At 69.4% G+C, this 21,730-nt stretch carries 19 protein-coding genes; 8 read left to right on the top strand and 11 right to left on the bottom strand.

Translation table 11 applies throughout. The features are described 5' to 3' along the window. Positions 1–203 precede the first annotated feature (203 nt). On the top strand, positions 204–830 hold the full coding sequence (locus FWJ47_RS06405) for an NUDIX domain-containing protein (protein WP_147105722.1): 627 nt from the start codon (positions 204–206) through the stop codon (positions 828–830). Positions 831–901: 71 nt separating this feature from the next. Here FWJ47_RS06405 and FWJ47_RS06400 read toward each other — a convergent pair whose 3' ends face one another. Together FWJ47_RS06400 and FWJ47_RS06395 are read right to left on the bottom strand one after the other, a co-directional pair. Next, positions 902–2,320 (bottom strand): DUF1461 domain-containing protein, encoded by a 1,419-nt coding sequence (locus FWJ47_RS06400; protein WP_147105719.1) that lies wholly within the window; start codon positions 2,318–2,320, stop codon positions 902–904. Between the two features lie 84 nt (positions 2,321–2,404). Further along, a complete protein-coding gene (locus FWJ47_RS06395; protein WP_147105716.1) occupies positions 2,405–3,394 on the bottom strand; it encodes a stage II sporulation protein M in 990 nt (329 codons plus the stop codon). Positions 3,395–3,413: 19 nt separating this feature from the next. On the opposite strand from FWJ47_RS06395, the gene FWJ47_RS06390 reads away from it, so the two are divergent. Then, complete coding sequence (locus FWJ47_RS06390) at positions 3,414–4,217, top strand: RDD family protein (protein WP_170228509.1); 804 nt, start codon at positions 3,414–3,416, stop codon at positions 4,215–4,217. Here FWJ47_RS06390 and FWJ47_RS06385 read toward each other — a convergent pair. The 4 genes from FWJ47_RS06385 to FWJ47_RS12260 all read right to left on the bottom strand — a co-directional run bounded on the left by FWJ47_RS06385 (position 4,214) and on the right by FWJ47_RS12260 (position 10,304). Next, entirely contained in the window at positions 4,214–4,624 is a 411-nt protein-coding gene (locus FWJ47_RS06385) for a DUF3499 domain-containing protein (RefSeq protein WP_147105710.1), read from the bottom strand. The two genes, FWJ47_RS06390 and FWJ47_RS06385, sit on opposite strands and share 4 nt — an antisense overlap. Positions 4,625–4,645: 21 nt before the next feature. Continuing rightward, positions 4,646–6,211 carry a DUF5719 family protein gene (locus FWJ47_RS06380; RefSeq protein ID WP_147105707.1) on the bottom strand — a complete coding sequence of 522 codons (1,566 nt, stop codon included), beginning with the start codon at positions 6,209–6,211 and terminating at the stop codon, positions 4,646–4,648. Continuing rightward, positions 6,208–9,441, bottom strand: coding sequence for a glycosyltransferase family protein (locus FWJ47_RS06375; protein WP_147105704.1), 3,234 nt, complete (start codon positions 9,439–9,441; stop codon positions 6,208–6,210). Before FWJ47_RS06375 ends, FWJ47_RS06380 begins: the two co-directional genes overlap by 4 nt. Before the next feature lie 260 nt (positions 9,442–9,701). Continuing rightward, on the bottom strand, positions 9,702–10,304 hold the full coding sequence (locus FWJ47_RS12260) for a WhiB family transcriptional regulator (RefSeq protein WP_147105701.1): 603 nt from the start codon (positions 10,302–10,304) through the stop codon (positions 9,702–9,704). Positions 10,305–10,461: 157 nt separating this feature from the next. Here FWJ47_RS12260 and FWJ47_RS06365 point away from each other — a divergent pair, with 157 nt between their 5' ends. Continuing rightward, positions 10,462–11,157 carry a TIGR03089 family protein gene (locus tag FWJ47_RS06365; RefSeq protein ID WP_147105697.1) on the top strand — a complete coding sequence of 232 codons (696 nt, stop codon included), beginning with the start codon at positions 10,462–10,464 and terminating at the stop codon, positions 11,155–11,157. Positions 11,158–11,161: 4 nt separating this feature from the next. On the opposite strand, the gene FWJ47_RS06360 is transcribed toward FWJ47_RS06365, so the two are convergent. From FWJ47_RS06360 to fmt, 4 genes are all read right to left on the bottom strand, one after another. After that, on the bottom strand, positions 11,162–11,695 hold the full coding sequence (locus tag FWJ47_RS06360) for a GtrA family protein (protein WP_147105693.1): 534 nt from the start codon (positions 11,693–11,695) through the stop codon (positions 11,162–11,164). Further along, positions 11,692–12,945, bottom strand: coding sequence for a mannose-6-phosphate isomerase, class I (gene manA / locus FWJ47_RS06355; RefSeq protein ID WP_246126324.1), 1,254 nt, complete (start codon positions 12,943–12,945; stop codon positions 11,692–11,694). The genes FWJ47_RS06360 and manA overlap by 4 nt, the downstream gene beginning before the upstream one ends. An 83-nt stretch (positions 12,946–13,028) precedes the next feature. Continuing rightward, complete coding sequence (locus FWJ47_RS06350; RefSeq protein WP_147105687.1) at positions 13,029–14,558, bottom strand: RsmB/NOP family class I SAM-dependent RNA methyltransferase; 1,530 nt, start codon at positions 14,556–14,558, stop codon at positions 13,029–13,031. Beyond that, positions 14,551–15,513, bottom strand: coding sequence for a methionyl-tRNA formyltransferase (gene fmt, locus FWJ47_RS06345; RefSeq protein ID WP_147105683.1), 963 nt, complete (start codon positions 15,511–15,513; stop codon positions 14,551–14,553). Before fmt ends, FWJ47_RS06350 begins: the two co-directional genes overlap by 8 nt. Positions 15,514–15,581: 68 nt before the next feature. On the opposite strand from fmt, the gene FWJ47_RS06340 reads away from it, so the two are divergent. Genes FWJ47_RS06340 through rpe form a run of 4 tightly spaced genes read left to right on the top strand, consistent with a single transcriptional unit; the run spans position 15,582 to position 19,791 of the window. Beyond that, positions 15,582–16,817, top strand: a complete 1,236-nt coding sequence (locus FWJ47_RS06340; RefSeq protein WP_342779657.1) for a 5-(carboxyamino)imidazole ribonucleotide synthase — start codon at positions 15,582–15,584, stop codon at positions 16,815–16,817. Continuing rightward, on the top strand, positions 16,814–17,380 hold the full coding sequence (purE, locus tag FWJ47_RS06335; RefSeq protein WP_147105680.1) for a 5-(carboxyamino)imidazole ribonucleotide mutase: 567 nt from the start codon (positions 16,814–16,816) through the stop codon (positions 17,378–17,380). The genes FWJ47_RS06340 and purE overlap by 4 nt, the downstream gene beginning before the upstream one ends. Next, positions 17,381–19,117, top strand: a complete 1,737-nt coding sequence (locus tag FWJ47_RS06330; protein WP_246126187.1) for an LCP family protein — start codon at positions 17,381–17,383, stop codon at positions 19,115–19,117. It begins immediately after the preceding gene. Between the two features lie 20 nt (positions 19,118–19,137). Beyond that, entirely contained in the window at positions 19,138–19,791 is a 654-nt protein-coding gene (rpe, locus tag FWJ47_RS06325; protein WP_147105676.1) for a ribulose-phosphate 3-epimerase, read from the top strand. Between the two features lie 52 nt (positions 19,792–19,843). On the opposite strand, the gene FWJ47_RS06320 is transcribed toward rpe, so the two are convergent. Beyond that, a complete protein-coding gene (locus FWJ47_RS06320) occupies positions 19,844–20,377 on the bottom strand; it encodes a hypothetical protein (RefSeq protein ID WP_147105674.1) in 534 nt (177 codons plus the stop codon). Between the two features lie 364 nt (positions 20,378–20,741). Between FWJ47_RS06320 and FWJ47_RS06315 the strand changes: the two genes are divergently transcribed. Continuing rightward, a complete protein-coding gene (locus FWJ47_RS06315) occupies positions 20,742–21,716 on the top strand; it encodes an NAD-dependent epimerase/dehydratase family protein (RefSeq protein ID WP_147105669.1) in 975 nt (324 codons plus the stop codon). The last annotated feature ends 14 nt before the right edge of the window (positions 21,717–21,730 follow it).

Raw genomic sequence — 21,730 nt, 5'->3', positions numbered from 1 at the left:
ACGTAGCCAACGCTCGAGCACGTGAACGCAACCGATCGTGAAACTTAATTCGCCGGTCTAGCTCTCGACGTTCCCGCTCGTCGGGCCCCTCAACCATCGCCACTACCCCCTCTAACCGATTTGATCATAAAGTTAACAATATCGGCGGGAAGCGACAACTTTCCTAGGCTCTTCCCATTCGACAATACCTCTAGGCTGGGCCTATGGAGATTAAGGATTCTGCTGCTGAGCACCCGGCCGTCGAACGAAGGAGCTTGGCCTCCACCCCCATCTTTGAGCTGGTGGAGGATCGGTTCGAGCTCGGCGGCGAGGAGCTGACCCGCGGATACGTGAAGCACTTCAGCGCCGTCGCCGTGCTCGCTCTCAACAACAACGACGAGGTTCTGCTCATCCGGCAGTACCGGCACCCGGTCGGGCAGCAGCTCTGGGAGCTGCCCGCCGGGCTCCTCGACCTCGACGCCGAATCCATGCAGGACGCCGCCGCACGGGAGCTCGCCGAAGAAGCCGACATCTTCGCAGCACACTGGCACACCCTGGTGGACCTGCACATCACCCCCGGCATGAGCGACGAATCCACGCGCATCTACCTCGCCGAAGGCCTCACCGAGGTGCCCGAAGCGGACCGGCACGCCCGTGAAGCTGAGGAGGCCGGCATCGTTCCCGCCTGGGTGCCGCTGAGCGAGGCGGTGCAGCTGGCGCTCTCCGGGGAGCTGCGGAACAATCTCGCCGTCACCGGGCTCCTCGCCCTCCACACCGTCCGCACCGGTCACCACCAGCTCCGACCGGCGGACGCCATGTTCCGGAACCACCCCCGCGGCATCCAGCCCTAGGACACAGAGAGGCCGGGACGCCCCCTCAGGAGCATCCCGGCCTCTCAGCGGATCAGGCTGCTACGCCCGGATCACGCGTAGTTGGACTTGTTGATCTCAGCGATCAGCTTCTCGCGGCGCCTCTCCTGCACCACCGCGAGCCGCTCAGCGCGACGCTCCCGGCGCGCCCTGGTGGGCCAGGTCGCCAGGATGATGATCAGGCACAGCAGCACCACAAAGCCGAGGCCCCAGATCGCAGCATCGATCCAGAACTGGTTCGGGTAGAGCGCCAGCAGGCCTGACTCGGCGCCGTCGAAGGCCCACGGGTTGTCGGTCCAGAAGAACGCGATCCGGTGGAACTCGGCGAAGAAGGTCTGCCAGTCCAGTACGGCCAGCACACCAGCGGCGACGATCAGCGCCAAGGTCACCCAGGCGCCGGCGAACAGGCCGCGAGCGAATCCGCCCGGCCGCCAAGCGCGCAGCATCAGCAGGAACAGCAGGGTCAGAGCAGCCAGCACCACACCGGCGGTCATGATCCACCAGACGACCAGCTTCACGTCATACATGTGAGCGACCTCGTCCGCGGTGAACAGCTGCTGGCCGTCATACAGCACATTGCTGAGGTACTCGGTGCTGGCGATGTTGAACAGGTAGTCCATCCCGTAGGAGCCGTACAGCTCACGGTCGGCGGTGCTCAGACCCCATGAGCTGCCGTCCGCGGGGAAGCCAGGACGGTTGTACGTGGCCCACAGGAACAAGGGGGAGGCGACGAATCGCACAGCGGCGGCGATGATCAGCACCGGGGTGAAGATCGCGATCAGCACGGTCAGGAACCGGGAGATACCGCGCCTGGACTTGCGGACCTCCTCGTCGATGTCCGCGTCGGTGATCTCCTCATCCGCGGGGGTCCGGGCAGCGCCGGCCGGTGCTGCGCCGGAGCCGGGGACCCGGCGGACCTCCTCCTCGGCATGCCTGCGGCCGGCCGCCTGCTTGGCCGCATCCTCAGAGGGCGCGTCCGTCCTCGTGGATTCCCTCGTGGGCTCCTCGCGGGTCGCCGGGGGAACGACAGCGGTGGGCTCGGCGTCCTCCTGGTCCTCGGGGTAGCCGACGTCCTTGCTCGCGTTCTCAGCGGCAGTGTCCTGCTTGGTCGGAACCTCAGCCGCGCTGGCGGGGGCCTCCGCGGAGGCGGAGGCTGCGGCGTCGGCCCGGTCCTCGCTGGTGGAGGCCTTCGCAGCGGCCAGCTCCTCGCTCAGGGAGCGGGTGCGCTGGGGCTGATCCGGCGCGGCTGGTGCCGCCTGCTGGGGCGAGGACGCTCCGGGGGCGTCCTCATCGGTGTCCTGGGGAGCCGGGGCCCCGGCGGCAGGCGCGGCGGAGGGCTCAGCCTCCTCGGCACCGATCCGGTCCTCGGGGAAGTCCGGCTCGTCCGTGGTGAAGGCCCCGTAGTCCAGTCCGGACTCGAAGTCCTTCTCCGCGGCGTCGTTCTGGCGCTGCTCGTCAGGGTTCTGGCTCATACCCCCACACTAAGCGCGCAGGCGGGGTTTGGCCCCCCAATACGCCCGGAGAGTCTCAAAGTGGGCGCAATCGCGATGCCGCGCTCAGGCGGTGAGCTGGTGCGCGCCGGCATCGTACTCCCCCAGCGAGCCGCTCACCCCGGCCTTCGCCGCCCGGGAGCCGAGGATCAGCGTGTACCCCCAGAACGCGGCCAGCGCGGCCGCGCCGATCGCGATGCGCACCGAATAGGGCAGGTTCGACGGCGTGACGAACCCCTCGATCACCCCTGCCACGAGCAGCACGAACACCAGGCCGACTGCCACGGTGATCAGCCGCTGCGCCTCCTGAACCAGAGAATCAGTCCGACGCATCCGGCCCGGGGCCACCCAGGACCAGAAGATCCGCAGACCCGCCGCGCCGGCGACGAACACCGCGGTCAGCTCCAGCAGACCGTGCGGAAGGATGTAGATCCAGAACTCCGCGGCCGCACCCTGCTCGTGCATCACTCCGCCGGCCATCCCGACGCCCACCGCGTTCACCATCAGCACGAACGCCGGGTAGATCCCCGTGACCCCGAACGCCACGCACTGCACCGCGATCCAGGCGTTGTTGGTCCACACCTGGGACGCGAACGCTGAGCCGGGGTGCTCGTAGTAGTAGTTGACGAACTCCTCCTCCGCGTAGGCCTGGCGCTGCTCCGGCGGCTGCAGCAGGTCCAGCTGGGGATGGTTCGCCGCCCAGATCCCCATCATCACGGCCACGCCGAGCCACGCGACGGTCACAGCGACCGTCAGCCAGCGCAGCCGGTACAGCGCCGCAGGCAGGGTCTGGGCCACGAAATAGGCGGCCGAGGCGACCACCTGCGGCCCCGTTCCGGTCAGGTGCGCCCGGGCCCGCCCCAGGGTGGCAGAGAGCTGCGCCACTGCCGGGGAATCAGGCTCGGCCGCCTGGATCATCGACAGGTGCGCTGAGGCTCGCCGGTACAGCACCAGCAGCTCGTCCACCTCCGCGGCAGTGAGCCGCCGGCGGCGCGCCAGGGCCTCCAACCGGTCCCATGAGCCATGGTGCACCCGGTGGAACGCGTCGATATCCATGGCCGCTAGGCTAGCGTGCATGCGGCGCAGCGTGCTCACCTCCGAAGCGGTCTCCCTGGATCTGCCGGCGGTCTCCCTGATCACACGGGGCGCCACGCTGCTGCTGGACCTGTTCGTCTACGGGCTCCTGCTCCTGGCGATGATGCTGCTGCTCGGGGCCTTCGGCGCTCCCGCGGCCGCCAACGAGGCAGCCGCCGCGGCGGTGATGACAGCCACGGTGATCTTCTGCCTGGTAGTGGTGCCGGTGGCTGTGGAGACCCTCTCCCGGGGCCGGTCTCCGGGCAAGTGGGTCTTCGGCGTCCGTGTGGTGCGCGACGACGGCGGCTCGATCCGGTTCCGGCACGCTCTGCTCCGCGGCCTGGTGCTGATCCTGGAGCTGTTCACCATGGGGATGCTCTCAGTGGTGTGCGCCCTGGTCACCCGGCGCGGCAAGCGGTTCGGCGACCTGGTGGCGGGCACCTACGGGGTGGCCTCCCGGCACCCGCGGATGAGGCCGATGATGCTGCCGGTGCCGCCGATGATGTCCTCCTGGACCCAGGTAGCCGACATCGGGCGCCTCCCGGAGGATCTCGCAGTGCAGACCGGCCGGCTGCTGCGGACCGTCGAGCAGTCCGGCAGGGCCCGGAACATGCGTGCTCTGGAGGCCGTGGCGGAGGAGCTTGCCGCTGAGGTGCGGCAGTACGTGTCCCCGCAGCCGCCGGCGTCGTCGCCTTTTGAGCTGCTGGCCGCGGTGATGGCGGAGCGGCGGAACAGGGAGTACCAGCGGCTGGTCAGTGCCCAGCACCGTCAGCAGCGGCTCCTCAGCCGTCTCGCCGGAGCCTAGATCAGCCTCAGGTGGCCCCTGTGAGCGGTGGGGTCCGCGGAGTTGGGGTGGCCTGTGGGCGCGGTGAGCGGAGTCGGCTTCTCGCGGGCCGGGAGTGAGCCGGGCTCAGCCGTCTCCTGGGCGGCGGGCTCGTCCTGAGATTTCTTCACTGCGTCGGCGAGGGCGAGGAGATCGCCATCGTCCTGGGGGTCCTTGGGGCTCTGCGACGTGTAGCTCAGGCGCAGGACCTCCCACCCGCGGGGCGCGCTGACAGAGTCCGCGTGCGGCGCGCAGAGGTCGTAGGTGTGCGGCTCGGCGTAGAGGCTGATGGGCCCGACGACGATGGTCGAGTCCTGGTACGAGTACGTCAGAGTCGCCGCTGCCGGCCCCTCGCAGCCGTTTTTGCTGCACCGTCGCTTGGAATCCACGGCCCCGACCCTAGACCCTTCTCAGCGGCGCAGCGTGACCGGCACGCTGGTCTCGCCGGATTCGGCCGGAGGCGGACCGATCACTGTGAAGCGGCCCTCGGCATCACGGAGGATGACGGCGCCATGGATCCGTCCGGTGCTCTGCTCAACCTCGACGAAGGGGCCATCCCCGTTCAGCTCCACCTGGGCGGAGGAGTAGGGGGCGACATCGGTCTGCTCCCCGCCCGCCAGGGTGACGGACGCGTCGTCGTCCCCGGTGCTGAACAGATGGAGAACAGCCTCCTCCGCCTCCGCGGGGAGACGGTCCCCCGGGCCGAGGGGCCCGGAGGAGGTGATCCAGCTGACGTCGGGCACCGGCTCGGAGGCGACCTCCTCCGGGTCCTGCTCCACCTCCGTGGGAAGTCCGGTGACAGGGTCCCATTCGATGACGGGGTCCTGCTCCGCCTCGGTGACGACCTCCTGCCCGTCCCCAGCGGTGCGGACGGCCGCGTAGCTGGGCACCGGCTCCTGCTCCGCCCCGGACTGCGCCGTGGTGGTGACGAGGAGATCGTAGGTACCGGGGTCCTCCACGCCCTCCAGCTCGACGACGGAGAGGGTCCCCTGCGGCTGGGTGAAGACGCCCGGGGTCTCAAGGATGATGTGGCCCTCGGGGCCGAAGACCTGCAGCTCCACGGCAGCCTCCCCGGGGTGCTCCGACTCCGGAACGTAGAGCCAGAGCTCGGCAGGGTCGGTGTCCGAGCCGGCATCCGGCATCGGGACGCCCGCGAGGGCATGGGCGGCCTCCGGCTCGACCTGGCCGGTGAGCAGCTCGGCGCCGAGGCTGGTGCTTCCGGAGGTGCGGGCCGAACGCAGGTCCGCGGCGACCGGGGCCCCGGAGGCGGTGACCTCGACGGCGAGCGGCTCCTCACCCTCGGCGAGCCCGGCGATGCTGACCTGCCGGTCCTCCTCCGCGGGAACGAGCACTGTGGTGGAGCCCAGGGCGCCCCGGTCACCGTCCTCCCCCACAGTGGTCACCTCCACAGTGGCGGGCCGGTCATAGGGGTTGGTCAGGGTGAGGGCGGAGTCGGCTCCGCCGCCGGTCTCCGGGCCGAGGAAGACCTGTCTGCGCTGCGGCACCGTGCAGTACGAGGACGCCAGTGACGCCGACGGGCCCTCCTCGGCGTGGTGGATGACCGCCGACGCCGCATCGTCGTCGTCATCATCTCCGAGGGTGAGGCTCTCCACGTCCGCGTCCTCATGGGTGGGCGGGCAGACCTCCGGCTGGGCTCCCTGGTCCAGCTCCACGGTGTGGACCGGGGAGGCGCCCGTGGCGGGCCCTTCAGGGTTCAAGGCGCTGAGCACGGCGGAGCCGGCGCCGAGCGCCAGGATTCCGAGCCCTGCGGCCAGCGTGAGGGCGCGCGGGCCCCGGGGCGCGCGGCGCACCCCGGCCGCGTGCCGGGCCGGCCTCGGCGTGCCCGCCTCAGCGGCGCCAGAGGACTGCTCCGGCACCTGCTGGGTCTCAGGGCCCTGCCCCTGGCGCCTCTGCTGGTGCGCGGCCCGCCGGGCTTGGCGGCGCTGCCTGCGCAGGCGGCGGGTCACACGGCTCATGCCCTCGTCTCCTCTCGCGGAGTCTCCGGGGCGCTCGACTCGGCCTGCCCGGTCTCGAGCTGCTCACGGGAGGCGACCGGCATGATGCGCCAGCTGCGCGGCAGGGGCAGGGCGACCAGGATGAGCAGGACCAGCAGCAGCCCGACCCCGAGCAGAATCGGCGGCTGCATCGCAGAGCGGTGCATCACCGTCAGCTGACTGCCGTCCAGCTCAGCAGCATCGGCGCCATCAGGCAGGTGGAAGCGGCGCAGCCAGGGCAGCTCCTCCTCGCCGGTGGAGCTCTCGGTGGCGGCGCGCAGCTGCTCGCCGTCGAGCTCCGCGTGCCAGCCGCGTGCCCGCTCCACCGACAGTTCGAGGAAGAGCTCCTCGCCGGCCTCAGCCTCACCGGTCCAGTCATCCTCCGAGAGCTCGGCGTCGATGCGGTGCTGGGCGGCGGGGAGGCGGGCCTGCACGTCACCGTCTGCGGTGACGATCCGCGCCCAGGAGATCGGCTCCTCCGCGCGCCACAGCAGCCCCCGGTCGGTGGGCCCCACGCTGATGAGTCCCTGGGCGGTCTCTGCGGCGTCGGTGAGCGTCTCTTCGCCTCCGGGGATGAGGATGTGCCCGACGGCGAGCTCCTCCATCAGGGTGCCGACATCGCTGCTGCCCGGAGTCCGCAGGGCGGAGACGAGCTCTGCGACCCGCTCCTCGGAGGCCCGCAGCTCAGGCTCCCCGGTGCTCGCTCCGACGGTCAGCGGCAGGCCGGTCACAGCTGCGGGGGTGCGCTGAGCATCCAGCATCCGGCCGCGGCCGGCGACGAGCTCCGCCTCGACCGTTTCGCCGGAGGTCTGCAGGATGAGGGTGCGCAGCTGCTCCGGGCCGGTGCCCTGGTCCGCCGCGGAGGCCGGGATCTCGCGCAGGCTGCCCGGTCCGACGAGCACCTGCTCGTGGTGCACGGCGGTGACCGTCCGGTCGGAGAGGTCCGAGGCCGGCAGCAGGCGCGGAGCTGCCCAGAACACCGCGGAGGCGAACACCGCAAGCACCAGCAGCGTGGAGGCGACCGGCAGGAAGCTGCCGGCTCGTCCCCCGGCGCCTGCGGTGCGGAGGACGACGACTGCGCTGACCAGCAGGCACAGCAGCACCACTGAGACGAGGGGCCCGGTGTGCGCGGGCACCAGCTGGGTGCCGGCCGCACCAGCAGTCAGCCGGGCCGCGGCCGCGGAGAGCATCAGGGCGGCCAGGGCGAAGAGGCCCGCCGGAATGAGGGCCCTGCGGGCGGGGGCGGCGATGAATGCGATGACCGCGACGGCGAGCAGCGGCCCCCCGATCAGCAGCGCCAGCCGCAGCGCCCAGAAGTCCCCCTCCAGCACCGAGGGCAGCCAGGAGGCGGGCCCTGAGATCGCGCCGGGCAGGCCGGCGGCGGGTTCGAAGGCCTGGGAGTGTCCGAGCAGCTGCTGCCACAGCGGGGCAGGACTGCCGGCCTGGCCGGAGGGCAGGGCCCGGCCGGGCTCGGCGAGCAGAACGGCGAGGAAGTTGGAGCGGCGGTCCAGCGCGGAGAAGAGCATCGGCCCGAAGATCGCGAGGGCGGGCAGCGGCAGCAGCCACAGGATTCGCCCGGCCCGGCCCAGCAGCAGACCCGCCGCCAGGCAGCCGAGCACCGCGAGCACGATCAGGACCGGGGCGGCGGCGCAGAGCACCGCCAGCAGCAGGCCCGCCCCAGCGGCGGGCTCCAGCCCGGAGGCTCCCGCACGGCGTCGCTGCAGGGCGTACACGGCCAGCACCAGCACTGCTGGCAGCAGGATATGGGCGATCACCGCGCCCACGCGTCCTTGGTCCCCGGCAATCTGCAGCACCGGCGCCAGCCCCCAGATCAGGGAGGCAAGGATGCGGTGGAACGCCCGGCCGCTGACCAGCCCGGAGGCCCACCAGGCGGTGGCGGCACTCAGCGGAGCGGCGAGGATCACCACCCACAGCAGCACCGCTGAGGCATTGCCGAATGACAGCACGGAGAGCACCAGCAGCACCGCTGAGAAGGGATCGGCGGCGGACCGCTCCCCCAGGGAGTCGGCGGCGAGGAAGCTGGTGGCCTGGTGCCAGGCCTCAGCGATGCTGGGCGAGACGGGCAGGCTTGCGCCTCCCCCGAGGACCCCGGCGGTCAGCAGCTCCCGGTAGCCGATCAGGGAGACTCCGGTCAGGGCGGTCAGGACGATGAACAGGCCGAGCCGATCCTCGGAGCGGCGGGCCGGCATCTCGTCGAACTCCCCGCCCTGTGCGCCGACGTCGAAGAGGCTCTGCCCCTCCGCCAGGTCCTCATGGTTCCCGGAGGTCGCACCGCGGCGGGCCTGCGGGGCGAGGGTCTCGGCCGTGACGTCCTGGCGGCGCTGGGCGCGCAGCTGCGCACGGCTCAGCGGCTCAGCGGTGCGTCGGGGACGCTCCGCCCGATGGTGGTGAGTATGGGCTGCTCGTCTGCCCTGCCGACGGAATCTCCGCAGGTGAGCGATCAGCGGGATGCTCAGCAGCCCGGCGGCGGAGGCTCCCACCTGGCCCAACCCGGCACCCGGAGCCTTGCAGCAGATCAGGGCGAGGCACCGCAGCAGCGCAAGCGCCCACTGGCCCAGCCACAGCGGAAGGACCGCAAAGGCCGGCGCGTCAGCCAGGCGGGAGACGATCTGGGCCCGTCGCTGCTCGGCCGGAAGCCACAGGGCTCCGCCGAGCCGGTGCAGAGCCTCCCGGGGCGGCGGGCTCTGCTGGTAGATCCGGGCCCGGGGCGCGATGACCGCCTGGGCGCCCACCTCCCGGGCGCGGGCGCAGAACCGGGCGGCGGAGTACTCCGGCTCCAGCCCGGGGTCGAAGCCGCCGAGGTCGCCGAAGAGCCCCGCCGAGACGAGCATCCCGTGCGCGGAGACCGCGGGCACGGCATCGCGACCGTCGTACTGGCCCTGGTCCAGCTCCTTCGGCTCGGTAAGGCTCAGGATCTCGCCGCTGGGCGCGGGGTACAGCCCCACATCCACCAGCCGGTCCTCCGAAAAGCCGGCATGCAGCTGTTTGGCGCCGACCACCTCGACGGGAACGGCGTCCTCCCGCTCCCTGCCGCGTCGGTCCTTCTCCTGCAGCAGGCGCTCCTCGAGCCGTTGCAGCGCCTCCGGGTGCGGGATGCTTCCGGCGGGCAGGATCCACAGCCATTGGTAACGGGGCGAGAACCCCTCCCCCAGGCTGCGCTCCAGCTTTCGCCACAGGGGGGTCTGCTGCACCCCGGCGGGGCCGGAGGTGAGGGACTGCTTGGCACTCCGCCGATCCTCGATGAGCCGGGACCGCAGGGACCGGGTGAGGTCCTCGGGGCCGGAGCGCTCGGGGCCGTGCAGCTCGATGACCGAGTCCGGATGCCGGGTCTGGCGCTCGAGGGCCTCATGCAGGGAGCGGGCCCGATCCCCCGGCGTCTCCTCATGTGCGTCCTGATCGCCGTCGCCATGCAGGATGACGGCGGCGATGTGCAGACCGCCGGTGGGGCTGATCAGGCTCTCCGCTTCTTCAGCTTGCGGCGTTCCCGCTCGGAGAGACCTCCCCAGATGCCGAATCGTTCGTCATTGGCCAGGGCGTAGTCCAGGCACTCCTGCTTGACGGTGCACGTCCCGCAGATCTTCTTGGCGTCCCGGGTGGAGCCGCCCTTCTCCGGGAAGAAGGCCTCCGGGTCGGTCTGGGCGCAGAGGGCATCCACCTGCCAGGCCAGCTCGCCCTCGACCTGCTCGGACGGCAGCAGGCTGGGGATGCCCAGCCATACGTTCTCACGCTCCGCCTCTCCTGCGACCTCCTGCGGGCGGCCGGTCTCGTGAAGAGTCCGGGCCGGCATCTCAGTGCGGCGGGAGGGGGCGTCCGTCAGCGAGGTGACTTTGGCGTCGACCTCATCCTCGACGGCCTTCTCCAGGGCCTCAGCGGCCTGCAGGTATGCGGTGGCCTGGTCATCCGCGGATGAGCCGTGCTCCAGCTTGTCTGCGGCGGAGGGGTCGGCGGGGTCGATGAACCAGTCAGTGGGAACATCAAGCCCTCTGCGCCGTGCAGAGGGCTCGCCACCGACCTCGCTGGTCTTCAGCTCGGCTGCGTGCTGTGCCTTCCCCATACCGTGTGGGCCTCCCCAAGTATTCAGTGCTCATGCACTCATGCGTTCGCTTGCCTCGCGGTTAATTACACGGGCGTAAGCACTGCGGCGTCAAGTGGCTCCGGCGTGTCTCTCACCGGCGCGGCGCCCCATGCGGGCGAGCTCTACACTGGTCAGCATGGCATCGCTGACCCTGGGCGGCACCGCCGCAGAGCCTCCGAGCACCTACGCCGAGCTGCTGGATCGGCTCGCCGCCTCACCCCGTCCCGCGGCGGTCTGGTACGACGGCAGCTCCGGGGACCGCGTGGAGCTCTCCGGCAGGGTGCTGGCCAACTGGGCGGTGAAGCTCATCAACCTCATCTCCTCCGAATGGGAGATCTCCCCGGAGGCCGAGGTGGTCATCGACATGCCCCCGCACTGGAAGACCGCGGCGGTGCATCTGGCCGTCCGGGCGCTCGGCCCGCTGAAGGTCCGTACGGAGGGCTCTGGGAACCCGGAGCAGCTGGTGATCGCCGCGGACCCGCTGCTCTGGGCGGAGGACGAGGACGCCGAGTTCGAGGAGCTCGCAGGCGTGTCCCTGGGCCTGCTGGACAGCTCCTTCGAGGATGCCGCAGGTGAGGCCCTGCCCGCCTGGGCCCTGGACGTCTCGGCGGAGGTCCGCCAGCACCCCGACCAGCTCGTCGCGGCCCTGCCGCCCACCGCCTGCCCGGAGCCGGCCCCGGGCAGGCCCCCGCTGCTGGTCACCGCATGGGACGACGCAGCGGCTGAGGCGATGATCAGCTCCCTGGTCGGCGGCGGCGTCGTCGTGCTCTACCAGGGTGAGCCGGAGGGCGAGACCTGGAGTCAGATGCTCCGCCAGGAAGGGGTGGAGTGACTCTTCAGTCCTTCTGCGGGCTGAGCATGTCTGCGTCGCTGACCGCGTGCGGCTCCTCCGCGGAGCCTGTCTGCTCGGCAGAGACGACGATCTCTTCGGCATCGCCGGTGAACACCCAGAACTTATAGGCGACGAAGCGGAACACCATAGCCATGCCCATACCGATGATGGAGCCGGAGACGAAGGACGCCTCCGGGGATGTCAGCCCCAGGACGTAGAAGCTGAACGCCACACAGCCGGACTGGATCGCCAGCCCGATGAGGTTCATGGTCACGAACATGACCAGCTCGCGGGCCTTCGTCCTGGTGCGCCGGCTTCGAAAGGTCCAGTAGCGGTTCCCCAGCCAGGAGAACAGGGTGGCGACGGCGACGGCGATCGCTTTCGCCTTCACGTGCGACTCATCCATAGGCCCGGAGATCAGCGACAGGAAGATCACCGTGTCGATGACGAAGGCGACGCCGCCCACGGCGCCGAACTTCGCCACCTCGTGCCAGATCCGCCCGAGCAGGTCCAGCGGACGCCGGTGCAGGCCGCTCATCCGGCGACCTGCACAGCCCCGGGCACGGAGGCCAGGTAGGCAGCGGTTCCGATGTCCCCGCCGAAGCGGACGGCCTCCCCCGCGGGGATGAACACGGACTCGCCCGGCTTCAGGCTCAGGTGCCCGGGGCCTTCGGAGGGCTGGTCGGCGAGCACCGTGAGCTTTCCGCCGGTGCAGAGCAGGATGCCCGGGGCGTTCTCGAGACGGCGGTGCTTGATGTCGCCGTGGGACTCCACGGAGAAGCGGGTCAGCTCAAACTCCTCAAACGGCGGGCGGTACGCCAGCTGTCCCTTGGTGACCAGCTGCGGGACGCAGTTCGGCACGTCCAGGACCTCAGTCTCGGCCACGTCGATCAGGGCCGGGACATCGATGTGCTTCGACGTCAGCCCCCCGCGCAGCACGTTGTCCGAGTTCGCCATGATCTCCACGCCTGCGCCGCCGAGGTAGGCGTGCAGGTTGCCGGCGGGCAGGTAGAGCCCCTCCCCGGGCTGCAGGTCCACGCGGTTGAGCAGCAGGGCCACGAAGATTCCCGGGTCGCCCGGGAACTTGGCGGCGATCCGGGAGAGCGTGTCCCAGGCGGCCGCGCTGAGACGGTCCGCACTGGGGGCCGGCATCTGGACGAGCGCGGCCAGGGCCTGCGCCGCCTGGGCGGTCTGCTCCTGCCCGGAGGCGAGGATGAAGTCGAGGGCGGCCGCGTAGTCCCGCCCTCCCAGCTGCCGGGTGAGCGTGCTGATCACCGCGGTGAGGGCAGCGTCGTCGTACCCGCGCTCTTCAGCCAGGGCGTGCACGCGGCCCAGCTCCTCGGCGGCGTCGGCGTGCGGGCGGAATCCGGTCAGCGCCGAAAAGTCGGTCAGGGCGACGATCAGCTCGGGCTTGTGGTGCGCATCCGGATAGCAGCGGGCTGGGCTGCCCAGAGCGATCCCAGCGGACTCCTCCCCTTCGAACCCAGCCTTGGCCTGCTCGACGGTGGGGTGGGCCTGGATGGAGAGGGGCTTCTCCGCGGCCAGCACCTTCAGCAGGAACGGCAGCTGCCCGAACTGCTCGGCCGCTGCCCCCAGCAGCTCGGGGCGTTCGGCGAGCAGAGCATCGAGGCCCACGGTCTCCCCCTCGGCGGTCTCCACCCGGGAGGTGCCGGTGGGGTGGGCGCCCATCCACATCTCTGCCTGAGGGGTCTGGGCGGCCTCCCAGCCGAAGAGCCGGCTGAACGCGGTCGTGGAGCCCCAGGCGTAATCGCGGAAGGGGTTGATCATCCTGAACACAGCGCAAGACCATATCAGCGCCGACCCCCCTCAGCCCCGGGAAATGCCGGGGAGCCGGCCGAGCGTGGGCGGAATCACTCGGGCTGCTTCTGCAGCAGGGCGAAGAACATCGCATCAGTGCCGTGGATGTGCGGCCAGAGCTGGACGGTCTTCCCGGCTGTCCCCTCCGGCTGGGGCCCCTCGGTGAGGAGGCTCCGCCCAGCGGGGAGGGCGACCTCGCGCATCGGCTCCGCGGCGTCGAGCAGCGTGAGCTCGGGACGGCGCTTGAGCACGTCTTCGATCTGCAGGACGGTTTCGGCGTGGTGCGGCGAGCAGGTGACGTAGGCGAGGAGCCCCTCCGGCTCGAGGACGTCGGCGGCGGCGTCGAGGAGCTCGGACTGCAGGACGGTCAGCTCGGCGAGGTGCTTGGGCTGACGCCGCCACCGGGATTCGGGACGACGCCGCAGAGCGCCCAGGCCGGTGCAGGGGGCGTCGATCAGGATCCGGTCGAAGGGGTGGCCGGTCTCAGCGATGGTGCGTCCGTCCCCGGTCCGCACGCCCCATGCGCTCTCATCCACGGCGGCGAGCGCCTTGCTGACGAGCTCGGCCCGGTGAGGCGCGGGCTCGTTGGCGAGCAGGGTGACCTCGTACTGGGCGGCGAGCGCGGCCAGCAGCGCGGCTTTGCCCCCGGGTCCGGCGCAGAGGTCCAGCCAGCGCTCCCCCATCTGGACGGCGGGCTCGGCGAGGGCCTGTGCGACCCATTGGGAGCCGATGTCCTGGACGCGCAGTGCGCCGTCGCGGACGCCGGCGAGGCGGCCGATGTCGCCGCCCCTGTAGACGGCGGCGCCCTCGATGAGCTCGCTGGGGACCGCGCCTGCCTCGACGGCGGAGGAGAGTGCGGCCTGCCCGGCCTCCTCCCCGAGCCCGGGGAGCCCGACGAGGTGGACTTCCGGGGCGGCGTTGTCAGCTTCGAGGAGGGATTCGAGGTCGTCCCCGCGGCCGTGGAGCTTCAAGGACTGCCGCAGGGCGCGGACCACCCAGGCGGGGTGGGCGTGGCGGATGGCGAGCGTCTCGGTGGGGTCGGCGTCAGCGGTGAGCTCTTCGATCCACGCCTCAAGGGGCTTCTCGGCGACCTTGCGGAGGACCGCGTTGACGAAGCCGCCGGGGCCGGCGCCGATCTGGTCGCGGACGAGGCCGACGGTCTCGTTGACGGCGGCGTGGTCGTCGGTGCGCATGGCGAGCAGCTGGTGCACGCCGAGGCGCAGGGCGTCGAGCACGGGGGCGTCGAGGTCAGCGATCTTCCGGTCGATGCACTGGCCGATGATCCGGTCGTAGGTGCCGGCGGCCCGGAGGGTGCCGTAGGTGAGCTCGGTGGCGAAGCCGGCGTCGCGCTTGTCGAGCTTGGCCCGGCGGATCTGCTCGGGCAGCACGAGGTTGGCGTAGGCGTCGTCGCGGCTCACCGCGGTGACGGTGCGGAAGGCGGCGAGGCGGGCGGGGTCTGCCCGCCGGGCGCGCTGGGAGGGTGCGGCCTTGGAGTACTGGCGGGGCTGATTGCCGCCGCCCCGGGAGCGCTGCCGCCCCCTGTCGTTGCGGCGGGGGCCGCTGCGGTTCGGATTCTCAGTCATGGTGGCCTCCCAGGACCGGGGTCTGCTGCTGGCCGCGGAGCCAGTCGGCGGCGGGTGTCATCCTTTTGCCGGCAGGCTGCACCTCGGTGAGCACGACGCCGCTGCTCTGCCCTGTCACCAGCACCGGCAGCCGGGTGCCGTGCTCGTCGGCGGTGACCACCTGGCCGGGCTCAGCATCGTCGGGCAGCTCGCCGCGGAAGAGTCGGACGGGGCCGAGCTTGATCCGCTGCTCCCCGATCCAGGTCCAGGCGCCGGGTTCGGGGATGGTGGCGTTGGTGCGGTGCATGACCTCTGCGGCGGGACGTGCGGGGTCGATGCAGGCGTCGTCGCGGGTGAGCTTGGGCGCGAAGCTCGGCTCCCCCTGCTGCGGCGCCGGCGCTGAGGTCCCGGCAAGCAGCTTCGGCGTCAGATCCAGCAGCAGCTTGGTGCCGAGGCTGGTGAGGTCCTGGAGCAGCTGCCCGGCGCTGACCCCTTCGTCGATGGGGTGCTCGGCGGAGGCGTGGACGGGGCCGGCGTCCATGCCCTTCTCGAGCTGGAAGATGGTGGCCGCGGTGGCGGTCTCCCCGTTGAGGAGGGCGTGCTGCACCGGTGCCGCGCCCCGGTGCTTGGGCAGCGCCGAGTAGTGAAGGTTCACCCAGCCGCGCCCAGGGACGTCGAGGGCGTGCTGGGGCAGCAGCGCCCCGTAGGCGACCACGATGCCCAGCTGCGGGCTGTGCTCCTTCAGCTGCGCGGCGACCTCGTCGTCTACCTTGTCCGCTCTGATCACCGGGAGCCCCGCCTCCTCGGCGGCCTGCGCCACCGGGGAGGGTGTGAGGGTGCGTCTGCGGCCCACGGGCGCGTCGGGGCGGGTGAGCACCGCGGTGATCTCGCCGCCGAGCTTCTCGGGGCCGGCGACGAGGAGCTCGCGCAGGCAGTCGGCGGCGATCGGCGGGGTGCCCGCGAAGATGATGCTCATATCGACGTCCATCCTACGGGCGTTGCGGGTATGGGGTCCTATGGACGTGGAGCGCATAATGGGTGACTGTGACTGAGATTTCTGTTCCTGCGGTGGGTGTGCTCGGAGACGGTCAGCTGGCCCGGATGATGGCCCCGGCTGCCGTGGAGCTGGGCATCGAGCTGCGGCTGCTGGCCGGCTCCCCCGATGCTTCCGCCGCGCAGGTGATCCCCCGGACCACCATCGGCGACTACCGGAACGTGGACGATGTCCTGGCCTTCGCCGAAGGGTGCGACGCCGTCACCTTCGACCACGAGCATGTCCCCGCGGAGGTGCTGTCCGCACTCGAGGAGCAGCGCAGGGTGCTCAACCCGACGCCGGCTGCACTGGTGTACGCGCAGGACAAGCTCGCCATGCGTCGGGCGGTGGAAGAGCTCGGCCTGCCGAACCCGCGGTGGTCGGAGGTCCGCACCGCTGAGGATCTGGAGTCCTTCGGGAACGCAGTCGGCTGGCCCGTGGTGCTGAAGACCCCGCGCGGCGGCTACGACGGCAAAGGCGTGATGATCATCCGTGACGCCGCCTCCGTGGCCCAGGCGATCGAATGGTTCGACCGCGCGAAGGAGGAGGGCACCGGCCTGCTCGCCGAGCAGAAGGTGCCCTTCACCCGGGAGCTGTCGGCTCAGATCGCACGGACCCGCGACGGCGCCGTCGCCCCCTACCCGGTGGTGGAGTCCACCCAGACCAATGGTGTGTGCGACGAAGTGGTCGCCCCCGCGCCCCGCACCTCTCCGGCGCACCTGGCCGAGGCCGAACGCATCGCGCGCATCCTCGCCGAGAAGCTCCGTGTGACCGGCATGCTCGCCGTGGAGCTGTTCGAGGTGGCCGAGGGTGACGCGAGCGACGCCGCACCCTCGGGGATCTACGTCAACGAGTTGGCGATGCGGCCCCACAATTCCGGGCACTGGACGATGGACGGCTCCGCCACCAGCCAGTTCGAGCAGCATCTGCGCGCGGTCCTCGGCCTGCCGCTGGGCGCCACCGAGGTCACCGGAGGCGCCGGCGGGCACGTGGTGATGAAGAACCTGCTCGGCGGCGCCAACCAGAACCTGCACAGCGCCGTGCCGGCGGCGATGCAGCGCTCCCCGCACTCAAAGATCCACCTGTACGGCAAAGAGCCCAAGCCCGGCCGGAAGATCGGGCATGTGAACATCCTGTCCCAGACGACCAAGCCCAACGAGGACTATGACGCTGCTCGCGCCCGCCTCGGCAGAGCCCGCAAGACCGCCGCTGAGGTGGCCGAGATCCTCGTGGAGGGCACCGCATGAGCGCAGAGAGCACAGAGCGTCCGCTCGTGGGCCTGGTCATGGGCTCCGACTCGGACTGGCCCGTCATGAGGGCCGCCGCTGAGGCCCTTGACGAATTCGGCGTCCCCTTCGAGGCCGACGTCGTCTCCGCGCACCGCATGGCCTCCGAGATGATCGACTACGGCAAGCAGGCTCACACCCGCGGACTGCGGGTCATCGTCGCAGGCGCAGGCGGGGCGGCCCACCTGCCCGGAATGCTGGCCTCCGTGACGCCCCTTCCTGTCATCGGGGTTCCGGTGCCGCTGAAGCACCTGGACGGCATGGACTCGCTGCTGAGCATCGTCCAGATGCCTGCCGGGGTCCCCGTGGCCGCCGTCTCGGTGGGCGGGGCGCGCAACGCCGGGCTCCTGGCGGTCCGCACCCTGGCCGCCGGGGAAGGTGAGCTGGCTGCGGGCCTGCGGGACCAGCTCGTGGAATTTCAGGCCGAGCTTGCCTCCTCCGCGCACGCCAAGGGCGAAGCCCTCCGGGCGGAGGCTGCGGAGCTCTCCACCTTCCGCCCGCGTGCTGCTGAGGGTCAGGCCTGAGTGGCACCCACGCCGCGCACGCCCACGCCCAGGGCGCCCCATCCCTCACGAGCGGACACCCCCAGGATCACCTACCACCAGTTCGAGGGGAAGTCCGACGTCGTCCGGCAGCCGCGGGGGGCCTCCCCCGCTGAGCGGCTGCGCCGGGCGCTGATCCTCATCGCGCTGACCCTGTTCGTCCCCGGCGGCGCGCAGATCACCGCCGGGTCCCGGAAGCTGGGCCGGGCGGCGCTGGCAGTCACAGTGGCCTGCTGGTTCACCGTGCTGCTGGGAGCGGTGCTGTTCATGTTCATGCGGGGCCCCCTGCTGAACGCGCTGGCCCAGCCCTTCGTCATGTGGGTGGCCACCGTGCTGCTCGCTGGCCTGGCCATCGGCTGGCTGATCCTCTGGCTGGACACCTTCCGGCTGATCCGCGTGAGCTCTCTGGCGCCGAAGCCGCGCTGGCTCGTCATCCTTGTGCTTCTTGTCCTGGCTGGGCTGACCAGCGGCGGACTCGCCTACGGGGCCAATATGATGCATCAGGGCAGGCTCGCCCTTGCCGGGATCTTCAACAGCGGGCCTGCGGTTCCCGCGGAGGAGGGCCGGTACAACTTCCTACTGATGGGCTCCGACGGTGACGAGGAGCGCGGCGACCAGCCCATCCGCCCCGATTCCATCCACGTGGTCTCGGTGAACGCCTCCTCCGGCGAGTCCATCCTGTTCTCCATCCCCCGCAACTTCCAGAACGCCCAGTTCCCCTCCGATTCGCCGATGAGTCAGGTGTATCCCAACGGGTACAACTGCGGCAACGAGTGCATCATCAACTTCCTCTACCCCGAGGTCCACAACGAGCACGCTTCTCTCTACCCGGATGCTGAGGATCCCGGCGCCGCCGCGATGATGGACGCAGTCTCCGGAACCCTGGGCCTCAGCGTGCACGGCTACGTGATGGTGGACATGGATGGCTTCGAGGAGCTCATTGACGCGATGGGCGGGATCACCGTGGAGTCCGGCGGGTTCGTCCCCTACCGCGGCGAACGCCCGGACGGCTCCTGGGGCGACGCCTGGTTCGAGCCGGGCACCCTGGAGCTTGACGGCCAGGAGGCGCTCTCCTACGCCCGGTCACGTGATTTCAGCTCCGACTACAACCGGATCCAGCGCCAGCAGTGCATCCAGCAGGCGATGATCGGCCAGTTCACCCCGCAGACCCTGCTGACCCGGTTCACTGAAGTGATGCAGGCCGGCGACAGCATGATTCAGACCAACCTCCCGCAGTCCCAGCTGGGTTCCCTGGTGAACCTTGCCGCGGACGCGCAGGATCACACCCCGCAGCGGCTGACCTTGGGAGCCCCGGACTTCGGCAGCGCAGGCGATCTGTTCTCCACCTACCCGGACTTTGATCAGATCCAGGCTCGCGTGGATGATCTGATCGCCGACGAGGGTGATGATGAGGACGCTGATGGGGACGACAATGGCTCTGACGAGGGCACGCAGGAGGACGAGGGCCAGACCGAGCCGGACTCTCCCGAGGATGCTGCTGACCCGGAGGGCGAACCGCCGGGCCCCACCCCGGACCACGATGACCCTGCGGTGGCTGACGATGAGCCTGCCGAGGAGTCGGAGGAGACTCAGATGCCGACCCAGCCTGACGGCTCGGAGCTGACCGCCGAGTACCTCATGGAGGCCCAGGACCGCGGCGAGACGGTGATCCTCGAGCAGGCGGCGAACACCAACAACGAGTGCGAGCCCGCCGGCTGAGCACCGCATAGGATCGAGGTATGACTGCTATTCACCCTTCGATCCTGTCCGCGGACTTCGCCAACCTTGAGGCTGAGCTGGGACGCATCCGCGGTGCGGACGCGGTGCATGTGGACGTGATGGACAACCACTTTGTGCCCAACCTGACGCTGGGTCTGCCCGTCGTTCAGGCTATTCGGAAGGCCACGGATCTGCCGCTCGACATCCACCTGATGATCGACGACGCCGATGTGTGGGCTCCGCAGTACGCAGAGCTGGGTGCGGAGTCGGTGACGTTCCATGCGGAGGCGGCGAAGGCTCCGGTGCGTCTGGCGCGAGAGCTGCGCGGGCAGGGGTCTAAGGCGGCCATGGCGCTGAAGCCGGCGACAGCTGTGGAGCCGTACCTGGACATGCTGGGCGAGCTGGACATGCTCCTGCTGATGACGGTGGAGCCGGGGTTCGGCGGCCAGGAGTTCCTGGACATCATCCTTCCGAAGATCCGCCGCGCCCGGCAGGCCACGAATGACATGGGCGGTCAGGTGGCCATTCAGGTGGACGGCGGCATCAACGCCGAGACGATCCTGCGGGCTGCAGATTCCGGAGCGGACACCTTCGTGGCCGGCTCTGCGGTCTACTCAGCGGAGGACCCGGATGAGGCGATCACTCAGCTCCGCAAGGCTGTCAGCAGCCACTGATTCTCGCGTACTCCCGGTGGCCGCTGGCGTGAGGTGCTGTGCTGGTCCCACCTCAGGTGCGGACGATGTCTTTGGCCCGTTCGCGGAGGTCTTCAAGCCAGCCTGGGGGTTCGCTTTCGCAGCCTGGGGAGATGAGCGCATGTGCTAGTCCTGTGTTCTGGTAAAGGTAGGTGCGCCACCAGCTGCCCCAGAGGCCCTCTGCTTCGACGCCGATCATGTAGAGGTCTCCGTCGAAACAGCGGTTCATGTGCAGTCGGCTGCGGGTGACATGGTGGTCCACAGTCATCACCGCCGCAGAGTCCCAGTCGTGCTCTTCAGCCATGTCTCGTAGGAAGATGGCCTCGCCTTGAGTGGTGTACGGGTCGGGGCGGAAACAGACGACGCGGTAGGCGGCTTCATCTTCGCATTCTCCTGAGGTGGCGATGACGAGAGTCTCGGCGAGGCCGACATCCATGAATTTGTCCGCGTCTGCCATTCGGGCTCCGTGGGGCCCTAGTACAAGCAGAGCATCGGCTTCGACGTGCTCAGGGGCGTCCTGGGGCGGCCAGAATGTCCACCATAGGCTGAGGACGAAGAGTGCTGTCACGATCGACGCACTGATCACGACGCCGAATCCCAAGAGACGCCAACCCCTGCGTCGTCGAGTGCTTTTCATACTCAAACCCTACGAGGTTGCCACCGTGCGCAGTGCTTGAAGCTAGATCGGAGAAACAAACGGGGGGCTGATGCAGGAACAGGTCAAGATGTCACCTGTCCCTGCATCAGCCCCCATCGATCACTGTACTTCCGTGGCGCTGGCACAACGACTCCCATTTTCTTGGTTTGGGAGTCTTCACCAGGCCGGGGCGCTCCACGTCAAATTGCCACATATCCCTGCGGCGGCCCCATCAGCCTGCATGGTCAGATACGATTTGACCAGTAAATGCACGTTCCATTACAGGGGGGCGAACTTGAAAGCACTCGTCACAGGGGCTGCCGGCTTCGTAGGCAGCCATCTATCCCGGCGTCTCGTAAACGACGGTCACGAAGTAGTTGGCATTGACTCAATCAGTGACTATTACGACACCCAGCACAAAGTTCGCAACTTGCAACGGGTGATAGATCATGAACGGTTCACATTCATCGAGGAAGACTTAGGCTCTCTGCCGCTAATCCCCTTGCTGGAGGATGTCGACTGGGTTTTCCATCAAGCTGGACAACCTGGCGTGCGCAATTCCTGGGGTGAAGACTTCGGGAACTATATCCAGGCCAACATCCAGGTAACACAGCGCCTGCTCGAGGCAGCGCGGCATAGTCCTACCATCAGCCGTATGGTCTACGCGTCTTCCTCCTCCGTATACGGCGACGCTGAAGTCCACCCCACAGATGAGGCTGTCCTACCACGTCCCCGAAGCCCCTACGGTGTTACCAAACTCGCCGCTGAGCATCTGTGGAGCCTTTACGGAACCCAGTTCAATCTGCCGACGGTCTCTCTCCGTTACTTCACCGTTTACGGCCCGGGACAACGTCCAGACATGGCATTCACACGCTTTTCTCGCGCGATCCTGAGTGGTCAACCAATCCATGTATACGGCGATGGCACCCAGGTTCGCGACTTCACTTACATTGACGACGTAGTGGAGGCAAATATTCTGGTTGCGGAACAGGGCTTAGAGCCTGGAATCGTCATGAACGTGGCTGGAGGCGGGTTCACCTCAGTAAATGAGACGTTGCAGCTCCTGAGCGAGGCCGCTGGCCGTGAACCGCATATCATCTACGCCGAGAAAGTCGCAGGAGATGTTAAGCGTACCGGCGGCGACGGAAGTTTACTACGGAAAATCACTGGCTGGGTGCCCAAGACTTCTCTGCAGGAGGGCCTAGAAGCCCAGCTGCGCTGGGCGGCTGGCGAAGAACTCGCGCCCGACAAAACTCGATTTGCCAGCTAGCCAAGTGTTTCTTC

The sequence above is a fragment of the Nesterenkonia populi genome (genome assembly GCF_007994735.1).
Lineage (GTDB): Bacteria > Actinomycetota > Actinomycetes > Actinomycetales > Micrococcaceae > Nesterenkonia > Nesterenkonia populi.
This window is presented reverse-complemented; position numbering and strand designations above follow the sequence as displayed.